This window comes from Pseudomonas sp. HMSC063H08 (assembly GCF_001813645.1).
Lineage (GTDB): Bacteria > Pseudomonadota > Gammaproteobacteria > Pseudomonadales > Pseudomonadaceae > Pseudomonas > Pseudomonas aeruginosa.
Window position 1 is genome coordinate 21,438 of record NZ_KV813441.1, and the last position, 15,845, is coordinate 37,282.

The window sequence follows — 15,845 nt, forward strand, 5'->3', positions numbered from 1 at the left end:
TGTCGAAGCCCAGTTGCCAGCCAGCGGCGTACTTCTGCCCGTTGGCATGCGCCTGGAGCTTCACGCTGTAGAGCGCCTTGACGTTGCCATCCAGCGAGGTAACCGCTTGAGAGGTGGTCTGGATGTTCGCCTCGTTGGTATCGGTGCGCGCGCTGACGGTATCCACCCGCTGCCCCAGGGCGCTGTCCGCGTTGGCACGGACGGTCTGTTCGGTGCTGATCGCCGAGGCGTTGCTCGCAACCTGGCCGGTGAGCTGATCCAGCCGCTGGACGGTTACAGCATTGTTCGACGCAACGACCGACTCGACGGTTGCGATCCTGCCCTCCGCCGTCCCGGTCCACGCCTCAAGCAAGCTCGTCCGCTTCGCCTGCGCTTCGTCCTCGTTCGCCCGCACGGTGACTTCGGTGGCGGCTCGAGCAATGGTGTCCCAGCCCTTCAGCGCATCCGCCTTCTCTCCGGTCGCCGGTTCCCCGCGGGCGGCAGCTTGCAGCACATCCAGATTCGATGCCGCTGCTTCGATCCTGCCGTCGAGTTCGCTGATTTCAGCGGTATGGCTCGCCACCTGCTGCGCCAGCCCGTTGGCGGTTTCCAGCGACTGGCCGATATCGGACCAGTAGGCCGCGTTCGGCGGCGCCGTCTTCGCCGGCACAGCCTTCAGTGCCTGGTACAACCGCTGCCCCTGTCGCACCATGTCGTTCTTCGCGTAGACCTTGGCCGGGTCGTACAGCAGAACGTCGGCGAGGTCGCCGACCTGCTTCTGCAAGCCCCCGATATCCACCTGCATCCGTTCGATATCGGAGAAGAACTGCTGGCCCAGCGCCGACTCGACGTACTCCTGGGTGATCAACTGGTTGTATTCGCTGGCGTCGCTGGAGCTGGTGCCGGTGACCCAGTTCGACCAGGCGCCGACGTTGCCGCTACGGTCGATCAAGCGACCGCGGAACGCCAGCCGTTCGCCGGCCGGTATCGGCGATACCAGGTGGGTATTGCCTGGGTAGGCGAACAGGCCCAGCGCCCGTGCGGTCTCCTCGCTGCCGCCGGGCGTGGCGGACTGCTGGATCTCGGTGTAGGCGGTGTCCGCTGCGCCGCTGGCCGGGAACCCCCACTCCAGGCCGATGCGCCAGGGGCCGGCCACGCAGCGCAGGTAGGCCAGCGCCGGCGGCGGCGTGGTCTTGCCCTCAAGAGCGGTCTCCACACTGCTGGCGTAGACCGAGCCGACCTCCATCACGTTCAAGGCGCGTACCCGCACCAGATAGCGACCGGCATAGATGCCCGGCACGTCGAAACCGAGCGCCGAGGTTCGCGGCACCCGCACCCAGTTGCCCGAGTCCTTGCGCCATTCGGCCTCGTAGGCCACCGCGTTCGGCGCGGCATCCCAGGAGGCCGACAGGCTGGTCACCGCCAACCCCTGGTCGACCTTGGTGAAAGCCTTGATCCGCACGTTCTGCGGCGGCGCCTGCACGCCCGGCGGAATGCTGGTGACCGGCGGCAGCTCGATGCGCGCACCGTTGTCGATGGCGTCGAACTTGCTCGCGTTGTGTTGCAGCGCGGTGATCTCGAAAAGATTGTCCTCCGGCCGGGTGATGCTCATGATGCGGAAGCGCTGGGTGGTCAGGCTGTTGCTCTGCAGCGCCCACTGCCCCTGGGGCCGAGGCGTCTCCGAATAGGCGGCGGTCACGGTCAGCACGCGGCCTACCACCGACTGGACGCTGCGCGCCTCGGCCTTGCCGTTCGGCAGGTTGACCAGCAGGCGATCGCCGGGTCGGGCCTCGACGTCGCGGTCGAGGGTCAGCGCGCGGCCATCCACCGCGCTCAGGCGTCCGCCGATCTGCTTGCCGGACTTGACCGGGTCGGCTACGGCGATGATCTTCCCCGGCGCCAGCCCACGGCCATCCATGCCGGTGCGGAAGGTCACCGCGTCCTGCTCCAGCTCCTCGGTCAGCAGCGCCCACTGGCCACGCCGCTGCGCCTCGCCCTCGGAGGTGCAGCCGATCGCGGTGATCTCCAACTGGCTGATGCCGTAGCGGCGCTGCGCGCGGTCATTGTTCACCGCTACCGGTTGGCTCTGGTAACCGTTGCCCGGATTGTCGTAGTTGACCAGGGCCAGGGTGTGGCGATCGCGCTGGCGGCTGCTGCTGTAGTTGAAGTGGCTGCCGTCGTCGCCACGCACGGTGTTCGACGGCGAGAAGGTGTAGGCCTCGTCCTCCGGCATGTCGGATACCGCCACCATTTCCGCGCCGGACCAGTAGGACATGCCGCGGAAGATCGCTGCCAGGTCGCGCAGCACGGTCCAGGCTTCGGCGCGACTCTGCAGGTACAGGTTGCAGCTGAAGCGCGGCTCCTGGCCGCCCTTGCCGTCGGGCACCGACTGGTCGCAGTACTGGGCGATGCGGTACAGCGACCACTTGTCGACCATGCTCGCGTCGATCCGCCGACCGAGGCCGAAGCGCTTGTGCAACACGATGTCGTACCAGTGCCAGGCCGGGTTGCTGGTCCAGGCCGACTTGAACGAGCCGTCCCAGGTGCCGCTGTAGCTACGGGTCTGCGGATCGTAGTTGCTCGGCACCCGCACCCGCCGGCCGCGCGCTTCCACCGATATCTGCGGAATGCTCTGGAACTGGCTGGCATCGAACTCGACGAACAGCAGCGCGGTGTTCGGGTAGCGCAGCTTGGCGTCGATCACCTCGGTGATCGCCTCGACCCGCATGGTGTCGGCGACGCGGTTGTTGTTCTGGTTCGGCGTCAGGCGGCGCACGCGCACCTGCCAGCCGCTCCGCGCCTCCGGCAGGTCGACACGGTGGGAGCGCTCGTAGCGGCTGGTGGACTTGTCGTCCAGCGAAGCCTTCAGCGCTTCCTGCCAGGCACCGCCGTCGACGGCGATGTCGATCGCGTAGTCGATGCGGTAGCCGACCACGTCACCGTTTTCCTGCTGGCGCTGGATGGCCGGCCAGGACAGGCGCAGGCGCACCGCCGAGAGCTGGGTGTTGTTCACCGCGCGGACCCAGGGCGCGTCACTCTTGAGTTCGACGCCGACCGCCAGTTCGTTTTCCACGGCGGGCACACCGGCAATGTGTTCCTGGTCCACCGAGCCCGGACGGAACTCCCAGGTCACTCCGGGGAAGTTCACCGAGCCGTCCGCCGCCAGCAACGGCGTATCGTCCAGGTAGATCGAACGGCCGTCGACGCCACCGTCGAACTCGCCTTCGCCCAGTGCCAGGAGAATCTTCGCCCGCGCGATCGAGCGCACCGAGTCCGGCATCTCCACCGGCTGGCGCGGCTTCTTGCTGCCACCCTTGTGGCCCGTGATGGTCTTGTTCATGACGTTCCTTCAGGCAAAAAAACGCCCGCGCATGGCGGGCCTGTTACGGCGTTGCCGGCTACAGCCGGTCCTCGGCATAGATGCCGGCGCTGATCACCGCGCCGCCAATGCGGCGCTTGCCGTAGAGCACGCCGACCGGATGGCCCTGGGCGATGGTGTTGACCGGGCCGCCGAAGGCATAGCTGGGGGCGTTCTCGGGGGCCTCTCGGCCCTTCAGGCCCTTGGGTTGGGGGCTGAGCATCTGCATGACGCCGCCGAGCATCATGCTGGCGCCGGCAGAGATCAGAAACGTGCTTGTCCCGAGCGTAAGACTCGTTGCGAAGACACCTACGGCAATGAGTGCAGCTCCTAATACCGTCTGAAACAATCCGGACTGCTTGCTCCCGATCACCAACGGCACGATGCGGATATCCTCGCGTCCGCGCATGTCCAGTTGCTCGCCGGACAGGTTGGTACGCCCACGGAACACGGCGAAGGTCAGCCCTTTCGATTCCGCCTCGCGCATGAACGTCTCGAATCCCTCCATGGTGTGCTTCAGGGCGCTCATCGCCTCGCGTACCGTGCCGCTTTCCAATAACCGGCCGTGCATGCGGCCGAAGCGCTTGCCCAGAACCCCGTATAGACGGATGGTGGTGAGGCCCTGACTCAGGGTGTCATTCATGGACCTGTTCCTCTCGTAAAGAGCCGATTCCGACGGCTCGCTTGAATATGTCGTTCACTGCGGCATCCGCGTGTGCCGCAAGACCAGGCGCGTGCGTTCGATCCAGGGTCCGCCGAACACGTCGCGGGTCGACAGCCGTCCGTACAGGTGGTGCAGCAGGAACGGTCCGTCGCCGCCGAGCGCCTGGACCGGCTCGCTGTCCAGACGCCAGTCATTGCCCAGGTAGATGCCCGCGTGGTTCGGGTGCAGCGCCCTCCCGACCTGCATCACCAGCATGTCGCCGCGGCGGATTCCGGCCAGCGGCACCGGCCGGAATCCAGCCGCCGCATAGTGCTGCTCGTAGAGGCTCTCGCCGGTTTCCCACCAACCGTCGCGGCGCGGATAGTCCGGAAGCTCCAGACCTGCCTCGCGGCGGTACCAGTCGCGACAGAGGCTCCAGCAGTCGAGCACGCCGTGGGCGAACTCGCGGCCGAGCAGCGGCGCCCGATAGCCCTCCGGCGCTAGATGCGCGACATCGCCTTCCGGCCAGGACAGGATCACCCAGGGCAGACCATGCAGTTCGCAACTGACCCGATCGGCCATGCTCGGCGTGGCCGGAACGTCCGGGTGGCTGTGGACGATGGCCAGGACCTCGCCCTGGTCCTCGGCGGCGCACCAGTCCTGGTGATCGATCACGAAGTGCTCGCTGGGCGATCCGGCTGCGTTGCGACAGGCCACGTAGCGGCGTTGACGCGCACCGCGAACGATCAGCCCGCAGCATTCGCGCGGATGCTCGCGGGCGGCGTGTGCGGCGATGGCCCGCTGCAGGCTGCGGCTCAGTTCCATGCTCACATCCTGACCAGGCCGGCGCCGGCGAAGCCGCCGTGGGACAGCGGGTTGTCCGCGCCGAAGCGCAGCTTGCAATCGCTGACCCGGCCGCCGCAGCGGTCCAGCGCCGGATCGTCCACCGGATTGCCGTCGGCATCGAACATCGCCGTGCCGGTGTAGTTGCAGTCCTGCCCGCGGTACTCGTTGGTGATGCACCAGTGGCACAGCGAGGTGATCTGGCGCGCCGGGATCTGCTGGCCCTGGAAATCCGGCGGAGCGGACAGCTCCCAGGTCACCTGGACGCTGTTCTCGGCGGTCTTCTGCTCGAGGAACCAGATGTTCAGGCGCTCCTGGGAGGGGTCGGCCTGCGGGTTGCCTTCGGCGAAGTTGGCCGCATCCAGGTAGTGCGCATAGGTCTCGCGCACGGTCAGGCGCGCGCCTACCAGGCCATCGAAGAACAGGCAGAGCGCGCTGATGCTGCCGTCGATGTTGCCCACGCTAAGGGTCGGCGAACTGGCCCGGCCGTCGCCGCGCTGCTCGAAGCCGCGCGCCTCCAGCGGCCAAGCTTGGTAGGCGTTGCCCTGCCAGTGGATCGGCCCCTGCTGCAGGTGGCCGTGGAAGCGCAGCATCTCGCCGCCGAACCCGGTGCAATCCAGGTCGAACAGGCGCACCAGCGCCCCAGGCTCGAGGGCCTGGTCATCGGCTGTGATGGTCATGCTTACCTCACGGATTGAAGACTTGCTGGAAGGTGGTGTTCAGGGTGAACACGCCGTTGCCGCGCGGCCGCAATTGCCAGCCCTGGGCGCGCACCCGTACGGGTTCGCCAGTGGGCAAGGTCCAGAGGAACGAGCGGTAGCCGCCGTGGCGCTTGAGGAAATCGCGGATCGGGCCGATCAGCGCGAGATCGCCGGTACGCGAAACCTGCCAGGTCTCGCTGAGGTTGTTCAGCCCGTCACCGAGCGCCTGGCTGTAGCCGCCGCCGTACTGCACCTGGCGTACCAGTTGGTTCGCCTGGCCGGCGGAATCGATCGAGATGTCCCAGGTAAAGCGTTCCAGATCAGCCATTCACCATCCTCCATACCAGGCCGCCGGGGCGCAGCTCCTGCGCCACCACGTTGCGCGCGGCATCGTTGATCATTCCCGCCAGCTGCTGTCCCGTACCGTCGTCGCCGCTGGCCGTCGCCGTGCCCTCGCGGCCGCCGCCCAGGCTGACGCTGGTGGAGAAATTGAAGACGTTGCCCCCCTCGCCGCCGCCGAGCGCGCGCACGCCGAGCACACCATCGGAACCGCGACTCAGCGGCATGATGGCTTCCGGCCCACGCTCGCCGATCAGCGCCGGACGACCGCCGGCCATGCTGAACAGCGCCGGCGCGCTCTGGATGCCATCGTTGAAGGCACCGCCCCTGGCGAACCCAGGCATGCCTCCGGCGCGTTGCTTGCTGACCCAATTGGCCATGTCCGAGCCGGTATAGTCGGAAATCCGCGAGCCCGCCGTTGCGCCGCTACCGAAGAACCCGCTGACCGCACCGACGATGCCGCCAATGATCTGCAGCGTCGCCTGCCGCGCGGCGATCCGCGCCATATCCTGGATCACCGAGTCGGCGAAATCCTTGAACGACAGCTTGCCCGTGGTGGCAAAGGTGAACAGGGCGTTCTCCATATTGGTGAAAGCGTTGGTAAACAGCATGTCCATCATTCCCGAGACGTCCTGCGCCTGGTCGCGCAGGCTCGCCCAGGAGGCGTCCATCTGTTCGACCCAACTGCCCACCGGCTTGCCAGCGCTCGCCGAAGCCCCTCCAGCCGATACCTTGGAACCGTCCCCGGTCTGCCCGGAAGCAGTGGCCACCATCGCGCCGACATCCATCGCCGCTGCCGGCATTGGCGCGGCACCCTGGGCCGCGGGAGCGCCCGCAGCCGCTTGTCCCGCATCTGCTCGGGCCTTTTCCAGTAGCGAGGTATAGGGCTTCTGGCTGGCCAGTTGCGCCTCGGTGATGCCGGCCTTGCCATTCATCCAGCCGAACAATCCGTCCAGGGCGAGCATTGAAAGCTGCCGCGCGGCGATCCGGGCGACATCGTCGATCACCGTCTTGGCGAAGTTGCTCAAGGACAGCTTTCCGGTAGTGGCGAAATTGAACAGCGACTTCTCGAGCTTCTCCGACGCATTCCTGAACAGCTCGTCGGTCATCCCGGAGATATCCTGCAGCGGCGCGCGGTAGGCGCCCCAGACACTGTTCATCTGCAACAGCCACTGCTTGAAGACCTGCGACTGGAGCGACGGCTGTTCCTTCTCGTCGTCGCCGGCCTTCGCCTGTCCCTTGCCCGCCTTGTCGTCGACCTTGGGCTTCTCGGTACCGACGCTGGCGACCCAGCCAAACAGCCCGTCCAGCAGCATCAGCGTCATCTGCCGCGAGGCGAGGCGCGCGGCATCGGCGTAGGCGGCCTTGCCCACGTTGGCAAGCGACAGCTTGCCGGTCTCGCTGAGATTGAGCAGCGCCTTGTCGAGCTTGTCGGAAGAGTTCTTCAGTAGTGCTTCGTTGAGCTTGGACAGATCCTGGAGTGGTTCGCGATAGCTCTTCCAGGCTTCCCCCAGCTCCTTCTGCCGGGTCTTCCACTCGGCCAGTACCTTGTCCTGAGCGCTCTGCACAGGCTTCTTGGCCTGACCCGCCTGGCGACTGGTCCTGCCCAGCATGTCCAGCGCCTGGTCCAGCACGCTGCTGGCAATCAGTGCCGAACTGTCCAGGCTTTTGCCGATAGCCTTGCCAGCCTTTTCCGCGCGCGCCTCCATGGCACGCATTTTCTGATCGTTGATCCTGCCAACCTTGTCCATCCCGGCCCTGTACCCTTCGCTGCGAAGGACCAGGTCGAGCGTCAGGCTGCCGTCGGTATTCGTGGCCATGATTCATGTCTTCCAGAAAAAGACCCCGCCGCAGCGGGGTGGCCTGTCATGCCCATTGATCCATCGCCTGATGCAGCGAAAGGGGCTGGAGAGCCATATGCGGACGGAACGCGTCGGGATCGGCGTCCGCTCCCAGCGCATGCCCGAGCAACGCAGCGATCCGAGCCAGCGCAAGCTCCAGCCGGTGTCCCGGATGGAGCGAGCCGCGCTTGTTCAGGTAGGCGACCCAGGCGCGGTACTCGGCGTAGCTGAGCCGCTCCTTGGCCTCGGCAATGGTCGACCCGCCGACGCCGTTCAGCACCAGCTCGTGCCAAACCTCGTCGGCGGGGGTCAGTTTTTTTCCGCGTCCTCGACCCGGTTGACCTCACCGACCGCCTGCAGCAGCAGGAAGCCCAGCGCCGGGTCGAGGTCGTAGGCCTGTTCGTAGGTCAGGCTTTCCTCTCCCGTCTCGCCCAGGCGAATGCATTCGGCGAGGTAGCGCGCGTTGCGGCTCTGCTGGTCGCCTTCGGCGGAAAACAGGCGCTCCACCGCGCCAAAACTGTTGCGTCGGACGAACACCTGGAAGGTGTCGCTGACCGCCTTCTTCCTGCCGGCGGGAACGCGGGTCCAGGTAATCTCCTTGCGCACCAGCGCCGACTCGATGAAACCGCCCGCCGCACGAAGTTCGTTGAGATTCATCTACGCGCTCCTCAAGCCGACTTCGGCGTCCACTTGCCGGCGCCGGAACGCTGGATGGTGGCCTGGGTAGCGACCAGCGTGTTGCTGGCGAAATCGAAGGGGAAGTCGCTGACGTAGCCTTCGAAGGTGAACCAGGTGCGCGCCGGCGGCAGCACGAAATCGTCGCCTTCGGTGCTGACGGTCGGCTTTACGTCGATTCCGTCGGACCAGCCGATGGCCCACTTGACGCTCGTCTCGCCATCTTTCTCGGACAGTTGGAACAACCGAACGTGACTGGCCAGGCGTGGATCGGCGTTGATGCCGAGGGTCGCCTGGCCAGGGGTGCGCAGGCCTTTCTTGTACTTGCGCGAAGTGTCGCTCAGGCACGGGTCTTCGATCTGGTCGGCCGGATTGCCGCCCGGGTTGAACGAAGTCACGCCTTCGATCTCCAGGACGGTAGCGGCACCGGTACCGGATACCGGCGGAACCAGGGCGTAGATCTGGGTACCTTGAGTCAGGATGGACATGGAAAACTCTCCTTTATGCACATGAAAAGACCCGCACCAGGCGGGTCGTCTGGCCCCGTCCCCAGGACGGTCGGCCGTGGCGCGGTACGCGGTCGGCGAGGAGCCTCCACGTCCCGAGCCGTTGTCGGATGCAAACGAAAAAGCCCGGCACACTGGCCGGGCTCTGAGGTTGCAGGTGACATCCCTGGGGGGACACACCTGTACAAGCATGACTACGTTGTACCGACCGATTCCCGGCTCGACAACGCTGCGGAATCAATACACGGCAATATGCGCCGGACACACGTCCATCGACGTCCATATGCGCCCAGTGTCTCAGCGGCAGGCACGCAACGCCGCCTGCAATTCGAGTTCGTAGCCCTGCCGCTGGCGGCGCTCGGCGAGCAATGCGCGAACCTTGGCCTGCAGCGAATCGCCGGCCTTCAGCGTGGCGCCGGCCCAGCTCGGCGGGCGCACGTCAGGTACACGGCAGGGCACTGCGAGGGGAACCTCGACGCGCACGGGGCGAGGTGTCGTCGGCGAGGCTGCGCAGCCCGCGAAAAGCAGACAAAGCCCCAGCAGGAGACGAGTCATAGTCCCAGCTCCCGGTCGATCGCCGCACCTGCCGCCTGGCAGTCCACGCCAATGTCGGGTTCCTGGAGCAGACGCACGGCCGCGGCATACTGCTCCGCGGCCTGCGCCCTGGCCTCGCCGATTGCCTGCTCGACGTCCTTCGCGCGCCTCTCGGCGCTCGCCCGCACCGCCGCCAGCGCTCGCTGCTGCTCATCGAGCAAAGCCTCGAGCTGGCCGCTGGCGACGCGGCTGGCAGTGAGTTGGCCCAGGGCCTCCTCCAGTTGCGGACGATAGTGGCGGGCAACCAGGCCGCCGCCGAGCAAGGCGCCGGCCAGCAGGACCAGCAACACGGCCGGCAGGAGCAGAGCGAGCCGGCTCATGACAGCACCGCCCTGGCCCGCTGCCACAACGCCAGGCGCTCCGCCTGGCCATTCAGGCCGCCGTTGATGCGGCGGGTGATGGCAGCGAACTCGCCGCGGTCGGCCAGCTCGTTGAGCCCGTGACCGGCCCACCACCAGGCAGCGCTGCGGGCCGCCGGCACGGGCTGCTCCAGGCGCCAGGGCTCGGCTTCCAGCGGCTCGCCGAGGGCCTCTCCGACCAACCGGTAGTTGGCACGCCCGGTGATCTGTAGCAAGCCACGCCCACGGAAGCGCCAGCCATCGCCGGACGCTTCGTCGCCATTGCCGTTGCGCGTGGCGTAGGTGTTGTCGGCAATCGCCTGCGGATTGCGCGCCAGCCGCAAGGCCAACGCGTTGGGCTGCCCGTCGGGGCCGAGATAGCGACCCGGCCAGGTCGCCGCCAAGCCTTGGGCGCTGTAATTGAGGTTCTCCACCAGCCGGGTCAACTGGCTGCTTTCGTGGCCGACCTGGGCGAGAAACGCGGCACACCGCGCCGGTGTGTCGATCTCCCTCTCGTCCATGGCCCGTTGCAACGCCACAACGAAAACGCCCGCGACGAGGCGGGCGTTGGGAAAAATGCGCAGCAATTGCTGCTCGGTCAGTTTCATCGATCCTCCTGCACTCCGATGGGTTTCAGGCGTCACCCCTTGCCGCCTCGGCCGCCGTTGCATTGCACGACAGTGGTCCATCCGCTGGAGCTGTAGGTGTGCTCCACCGAGTCGATCAGGAACTCGCCGTCGATTCCCGCCTTGAAGCCTTGGAGCAGCAGGCTGCGCTCGGCGAACAGGTCGCCACGCCCCGGCAACTCCAGGCGCACACTGGCACTGGAGCGGCTGAAGCTCGCCAGGCGAGCCTTCGCCGCCTGCTCGGCCTCTCCACGGCTGGCATAGAGATGCCGGTCGACATGCTCGCCCGTAGCCGTAGCCGGTGCCTTCGGGTTCTTCAGCTCGACGCTCTTGACCTCGCCGCTGCCGGGCAATTGGTAGCGAGTCTTCACCGTTCTCATCAGGCTGCGGTCGTCGTAGGTAACGTCGAAGCTGCCGACGTCAGCACGTCCCAACACCAAAGGTTCGATCCGACGCCCCGTGGCGCTCTGCCCGCTCTGTCGCGGCAGCACCATGAGCATGCCCTCGGCCAGCTTGGCGGTGCAGTCGTACTGGCGCGCCAGACGGGTGACGAAGTGGTAGTCGGACTCGTTGACCTGGTCGACCCGGGCGATCGCCACCTGCAACGGACACTCCACGCGCCAGCCGTTGCGTGCGCCAACATCGCGGCAGACCTGAGCCAGGGTAGTGCCCTCCCAGCCGCCGCTGCGTATCGTCTTGCCACTGCCGCGCATGTCGCCAGCCTTGGCAGTGACGGTCAGGCAGTCCGGCGGACCAGCCCACTGCAAGGTGTCCACGGTAAAGCGTCCCATGCGCATCAGTGGCTCGCCGGCATAGCCGAGATGAACCTCCAGCACCGCACCGCGCCTGGGTAAGGCCAACTGTCCATCGCGATCGTCGAGCCTCAAGGTCAGGCTGTCGGACTCCATGCCCGGCTTGTCCAGCAAGGTCAGCTTGAGCAGGCGGTCATTCAGCCGCTGGGTGACGTCGGTGCCGTCGGCAACGATACGGAAACTCGGTTGCACCTGGTTTCTCCAGAAAAGAAAAACCCCGCCAAGGCGGGGTTGCGGGTGAGCGGTCGATCAATCCCACAGGCGCACCTGTTCGACATTGACCACCGGCATGTCAGGGAAACTGATCAGCAAGCCGGCGCGGAATGGCTGCTGCTCATCGGCCAGCCCGGGATTGGCGTCGAGGGTCGCCTCGACGCAGCCCAACAGATGGCCATAGACGTGGTAGCAGAGGCTGTCCAGCATGTCGCCGTCAGCGGTTCGGCAGGTCGTCGCCATAGCGCTTGAACTCCAGGTCGAAGGTTTGTTTGCGGGGAGCGCCGTTGCCCAGCAGGGCGCTCTGGTTCTCGCTGATCCGCACCAGACACCAGAGGCCCATCTGCACCTCGCCGTAGCCGCTGCTCAGGATCAGCGGCTCACGCCGCTCCGCCAACCGGCGCAGCGCTTCGAGCTGCTCCAGACCGACGACCTTTTCCTGGTTACCTACCTGTCGACGCAGCGGGAATACCGCACCCTTGAGCAGGATGCTCTCCTCGCCCATGCCGACGCTCTGCAGCGCCGGCCGCCGACCCAGGCGCACCTGCCCGCTCCAGTTGTAGGCACTGTTGCGCTGCAGGGCGTCGAAGGCGGCAGTATTCAGGTTGAAGTAGAACGGTTGGGCATTGGCGGTCAGCGGCTGCAGTACCAGCAGGTGCGGCAAGGGCGCTGCGGCCTCGCTCGGGGGCGTCGCCGAGGGTGCCAGCAGCCACGACGGCAGCACCCCCGCCAGCGTCGGACTGATGTCGCCAGCGACCTTGCCGACCGCCTGCGCGGCACTGTTCACCTGCACCTTCAGCGCATCCAGGCGTTCGTCGATACCAAGCAACGCCCGGCTCGCCCGGTCATAGGTGGAGACCACGCGGTTCACCTTGCCCTGCGCCTGGCCGATGCCGCGCATGGCACGCTGCAGCCGGGCAGCCATTTCCGGCGATACGCCGGGCAGGTTCTCCAGCTCCGCGGCTGCGCCGCGGATCTCGCTGATCGCGCCGTTCACCGGAGCGACCACCTTGTCCAGACTCTTGCGTCCGGACTCGCCGGCGCGACCCAGGTACCTCAGGCCGGCCTGCAATTGTTCCAGATATGCCATGGGGACTCCTTAGACCATCGCCGGATCGTAGAGGCTGCGCCGCTGCCGCTCGTCGGCGAAGTCGACAAGCATGCGTTGCAGGTAGGGCAGCAACTCGTCGGCCAGGCGCTGCGGCTCGTGTACGTTGCCTTGCACCGTCAGGTTGATCTGCGGCGCGAAGGTCCAGTTGGGCGCAGCCGCGACGGGCTCGGCCTGTGGTGCGGGCACCGCCGGCTTGTTGTCCGAGTCCGCCGGCGGATCGCCAGCCAGACTGCGTCCCAGACGCCCCCCCAGTTCGCTACCGCCCCAGGCGCCGATAGCGCCGCCAACCAATCCACCGATCAGCGTACCGACCACCGGCACCACCGAGCCGATGCTCGCTCCCAGAGCGGCGCCAGCCAGGGAACCAGCCAGGGAGCCACCGGCCTCGCCATAGGCGATGGTCTTTTCGCTCTCCGACAGGTCGCTGGAGTAGACCTCAGCAACATCGATCAACGACGAGGCCACTTGCAGCGGCGCGTTGCGTATGGGCAAACGCGACAGGCGCGGCAGCTTTCCTGCCATCGCCCCCAAGCCTCCTCCGGCCGAGAAGCCAAGGGATGGAAGGGAGCGGGCCTTCACCCCACCGCCCTTGCCTCTCTTCCTGCGTGGTGTTTGACCGCGCTTTCGTTGTGCCGGCCTCCTCGCGGACTCCAGCGTAGAGTCGCCTCCCGGCACCGGCCAGTTGGTAACGAACACGCGCTGTATTTCGCTACCACCCGATACCCGGCCTGCGCCCTGTTCGATCAGATCGCCGACGGCAGCGCTCCCTCGCCGACCGAGCCGACCGCCACGCAACACGTCGATAGCGCCGCGCCCTCCCTTGTAGGCGAGATACCCGGATAACACCGCACCTGCGGCGGCGGTAAGACCGGCCGTCGTCCGCGGATAGGCTTCGAGCAGTTCCGCAGTCGACTCGCCGAGTACCGCGCTCCCCTTGGCCAGGTTGTCCAGATATGGATTCAGGGCGCTGCCCAAAGCGGTCTGCGCCCTCTCCCAACTGTCGCTGGAAGCCTTCCACAGCTCCTGGGACATTCCCTCGCGACGCCGCGCATCGCGCTCCGAAGAGCCTACGGAAGACTGCTGGGATTCGAGCAAGCCCTGGAACTCGCCGCGCGACGCTCGATAGGCTTCAAGCGCCGGCGACGCCGCACCGGCGCTGAGCTTGCCGCCCTTATCCCGATAGCGCGCAGCCAGCTCCAGGTTGGCCTCCAGCAGACTCGCTCCGTCCTTGCGCAGCGCTTCCAGGTCCCGGTCGTAGTCCTGGCCATAAGCGCGTTTCAAGCTGCCGCTGCTGACGAACTCCAGCCAGGCCTTCATCCGCACGTCCGCTTTGTCTGGCGTGGTGTTCTTTGCCTGAATCTCCAGCAAGGCCCCCAGTGCACCGACATCGCCGGCCGTGGCCTCTCCCGCATTGCCCAGCGCTGACAACAAGGCAGGCAGGCGACGCGCCAGGGCCTCACTGCCGACTCTGCCTTTACCCAGGACGACCAGGCGGTCGAGGGAGGCGGACAATTGCTCTGGCGAGTCCGAACCCTGGGCCAGTTGCAACGCTCGAACCAGCCCCGCAGCCTCGGCTGAAGCAATCCCTTGGCCAAAGCCGAAGCGGCCCGCCAGTCCCAGATTCATTTGCGCGGCGGCGAACCCCATGCCGGTGGCGTTCAAGTGCTCCAGCATGTCCAGCGTCGCCGTGCGTCCCAGGCCGCTCTGGCTGGCACTGTCCTGGATCAGGGATGCCAAGGCTGGCTCCCGGCCGACGTCCAGGCCGTTGCGGATCGCCAGGTCGCGCAACCGCGCTTGATAACCGGCAGCCGTCTTGCTGGCTTCCACGACCAGTCCGGAAAATGCGCTAGCCAATGGCATTGCCTGGCTGGCCTGCTCCAGCCGTTGCAGGCCGCGGACCTGCATATCCAGGCCACGCTGCATCTCGCCCAGTCGAGCGTAGGCATCGCCCGCGACCCTGGCCTCGATGCCGAGTCGCTTCAGTTGCTCCTGGCGTTCGCCAAGCTGCCGGGCATGCTCAGCAACGCCGCGGTCCCCGACCTTGCGCATATCGGCGAGTTCTCGCTCCAGGCGTATGGCGTCTCCCAGCACATCTCTCAGGCTGGACGCCTGGCGGGAACGTTCCTGGAGACTGTCGAGCCGTGCCTTGACGGTCTCGAATGCCTTGCCCAAGGAGGGGTCGGCGATGCCGCCGATGGAGACCACCAGGTCCATGTCTTTACTCATGACGGTTCGTCTCGTCTGTTATCGATGTCCGCCACCGCGGACCTACTGAAGTAGCGCGGGCGCCGCTCGCCTGGCGGACGGCGCCGTCGCTCACTCCTCGCCCTCGGCGAGCCACCAGAGCAGGTCGCCCAGGGTCATGCGCTCCAGTTCGCTGGCCTGGAAGCCCAGATCAATGGCCAGGCGCCTCGCCAGTTGACGCATACGCGAAGGTGTCGTCCGTGTCGTCTTGCACCAGGCGAAAGTAGGCGCCTTGCAGCCGCTGGTAGTCGCTCAGCTTCAGCCCCTCCAGGTCCTGGCGGCTGACCTGTGCCAGCGAGGCGAACAGTTGCAGTTCGCGCTCCTCGGCATCGTCGCCGGCCACCTTGCCGGCCAGGCGGATATCACGCACGGTGGGTGCACGCAGGGTCAGCGTGTCGACGCTGACCCCGTTGCACTGTGCCGGACGCGAGAGACGAACGAGGGCGGCGTCGGCATCCAGCGTCAGCCAGCCCGGCAGTCGATTCTCTTGGGTCATGTCCGGAGCTCCTCTTACAGGCCGAGGTCGTTGCGCATGCCGGCCAACTGGTCGACACCGTTGATCGCGCGGACACCGTTGATCGGATCGATCTCGTAGACCTCGCGGCCATCGACTTCCAGCTTGTAGTAGCTGACCGCAACGGCGTACTTGAACTCGGCTTTCTCGCCGGCCTTCCAGTCGCCCGGGTCGACCTCCTTGAGCAGGCCGCGCAGGGTAGCCACCACTGGCACGCTGGCGCCCTTCTGGCCCTTGAAGGAGCCGCGGAACACGCCATTGAAAGCGCTCTGGTCGGCCAGGCCGAAGAAATTCAGTGCTTCTCGGCGGGCACCGTTAGTGGAGAACTTGGCCTCCATCGCCTCCAGGCCCATGTCGATGGATACCGGCGCATCCATGCCGCCGGCACGGTATTGCTCGGTCTTCACAGCCAGCTTGGGCAGGGTCAGGGATGGCACGTCACCGGCGAAGCTCACGCCGTCGATGAACAGGTTGGTATTGGTCAGGGTTTGCGGAATCATCACGGGCG

18 protein-coding genes are annotated in these 15,845 nt (G+C 66.5%); all 18 read right to left on the bottom strand.

The features are described from left to right. A partial coding sequence (locus HMPREF2924_RS14830) for a TipJ family phage tail tip protein (RefSeq protein ID WP_070700541.1) occupies window positions 1–3,319 on the bottom strand: 3,319 nt, incomplete at its 3' end. Window positions 3,320–3,377: 58 nt separating this feature from the next. Beyond that, window positions 3,378–3,980 carry a tail assembly protein gene (locus tag HMPREF2924_RS14835; RefSeq protein WP_003118924.1) on the bottom strand — a complete coding sequence of 201 codons (603 nt, stop codon included), beginning with the start codon at window positions 3,978–3,980 and terminating at the stop codon, window positions 3,378–3,380. 54 nt (window positions 3,981–4,034) lie between these two features. Further along, the gene (locus HMPREF2924_RS14840) at window positions 4,035–4,805 is read right to left on the bottom strand and encodes a C40 family peptidase (protein ID WP_003129219.1); all 771 of its coding nucleotides are present in this window, start codon (window positions 4,803–4,805) and stop codon (window positions 4,035–4,037) included. A 2-nt stretch (window positions 4,806–4,807) separates the two neighbouring features. Continuing rightward, complete coding sequence (locus HMPREF2924_RS14845) at window positions 4,808–5,503, bottom strand: phage minor tail protein L (RefSeq protein ID WP_003118922.1); 696 nt, start codon at window positions 5,501–5,503, stop codon at window positions 4,808–4,810. Window positions 5,504–5,510: 7 nt separating this feature from the next. Beyond that, window positions 5,511–5,852 (bottom strand): phage tail protein, encoded by a 342-nt coding sequence (locus tag HMPREF2924_RS14850; RefSeq protein ID WP_003113186.1) that lies wholly within the window; start codon window positions 5,850–5,852, stop codon window positions 5,511–5,513. Then, window positions 5,845–7,683, bottom strand: a complete 1,839-nt coding sequence (locus tag HMPREF2924_RS14855; protein WP_003129218.1) for a phage tail tape measure protein — start codon at window positions 7,681–7,683, stop codon at window positions 5,845–5,847. The genes HMPREF2924_RS14850 and HMPREF2924_RS14855 overlap by 8 nt, the downstream gene beginning before the upstream one ends. 46 nt (window positions 7,684–7,729) lie before the next feature. Next, window positions 7,730–7,984, bottom strand: a complete 255-nt coding sequence (locus HMPREF2924_RS14860; protein ID WP_003113188.1) for a hypothetical protein — start codon at window positions 7,982–7,984, stop codon at window positions 7,730–7,732. Between the two features lie 29 nt (window positions 7,985–8,013). Continuing rightward, window positions 8,014–8,361, bottom strand: a complete 348-nt coding sequence (locus HMPREF2924_RS14865) for a phage tail assembly chaperone family protein, TAC (protein ID WP_003113189.1) — start codon at window positions 8,359–8,361, stop codon at window positions 8,014–8,016. Between the two features lie 11 nt (window positions 8,362–8,372). After that, complete coding sequence (locus HMPREF2924_RS14870; RefSeq protein ID WP_003113190.1) at window positions 8,373–8,867, bottom strand: phage tail tube protein; 495 nt, start codon at window positions 8,865–8,867, stop codon at window positions 8,373–8,375. A gap of 315 nt (window positions 8,868–9,182) precedes the next feature. Then, window positions 9,183–9,440 (bottom strand): hypothetical protein, encoded by a 258-nt coding sequence (locus HMPREF2924_RS14880; RefSeq protein ID WP_003118919.1) that lies wholly within the window; start codon window positions 9,438–9,440, stop codon window positions 9,183–9,185. Next, complete coding sequence (locus HMPREF2924_RS14885) at window positions 9,437–9,799, bottom strand: hypothetical protein (protein WP_003129216.1); 363 nt, start codon at window positions 9,797–9,799, stop codon at window positions 9,437–9,439. Before HMPREF2924_RS14885 ends, HMPREF2924_RS14880 begins: the two co-directional genes overlap by 4 nt. Further along, complete coding sequence (locus HMPREF2924_RS14890; protein ID WP_003129215.1) at window positions 9,796–10,425, bottom strand: glycoside hydrolase family 19 protein; 630 nt, start codon at window positions 10,423–10,425, stop codon at window positions 9,796–9,798. Before HMPREF2924_RS14890 ends, HMPREF2924_RS14885 begins: the two co-directional genes overlap by 4 nt. Before the next feature lie 32 nt (window positions 10,426–10,457). Further along, window positions 10,458–11,447 (bottom strand): phage late control D family protein, encoded by a 990-nt coding sequence (locus tag HMPREF2924_RS14895; RefSeq protein ID WP_003129214.1) that lies wholly within the window; start codon window positions 11,445–11,447, stop codon window positions 10,458–10,460. Window positions 11,448–11,504: 57 nt separating this feature from the next. Then, the gene (locus HMPREF2924_RS14900; protein ID WP_003101635.1) at window positions 11,505–11,711 is read right to left on the bottom strand and encodes a tail protein X; all 207 of its coding nucleotides are present in this window, start codon (window positions 11,709–11,711) and stop codon (window positions 11,505–11,507) included. Further along, entirely contained in the window at window positions 11,686–12,558 is an 873-nt protein-coding gene (locus tag HMPREF2924_RS14905; RefSeq protein WP_003085182.1) for a phage tail protein, read from the bottom strand. Before HMPREF2924_RS14905 ends, HMPREF2924_RS14900 begins: the two co-directional genes overlap by 26 nt. A gap of 9 nt (window positions 12,559–12,567) precedes the next feature. Beyond that, on the bottom strand, window positions 12,568–14,805 hold the full coding sequence (locus HMPREF2924_RS14910) for a hypothetical protein (RefSeq protein ID WP_003129213.1): 2,238 nt from the start codon (window positions 14,803–14,805) through the stop codon (window positions 12,568–12,570). Window positions 14,806–14,974: 169 nt separating this feature from the next. Beyond that, the gene (locus HMPREF2924_RS14915) at window positions 14,975–15,319 is read right to left on the bottom strand and encodes a phage tail assembly protein (protein WP_003085178.1); all 345 of its coding nucleotides are present in this window, start codon (window positions 15,317–15,319) and stop codon (window positions 14,975–14,977) included. Window positions 15,320–15,333: 14 nt separating this feature from the next. Then, complete coding sequence (locus HMPREF2924_RS14920) at window positions 15,334–15,837, bottom strand: phage major tail tube protein (protein ID WP_003129212.1); 504 nt, start codon at window positions 15,835–15,837, stop codon at window positions 15,334–15,336. Window positions 15,838–15,845: the final 8 nt, after the last annotated feature.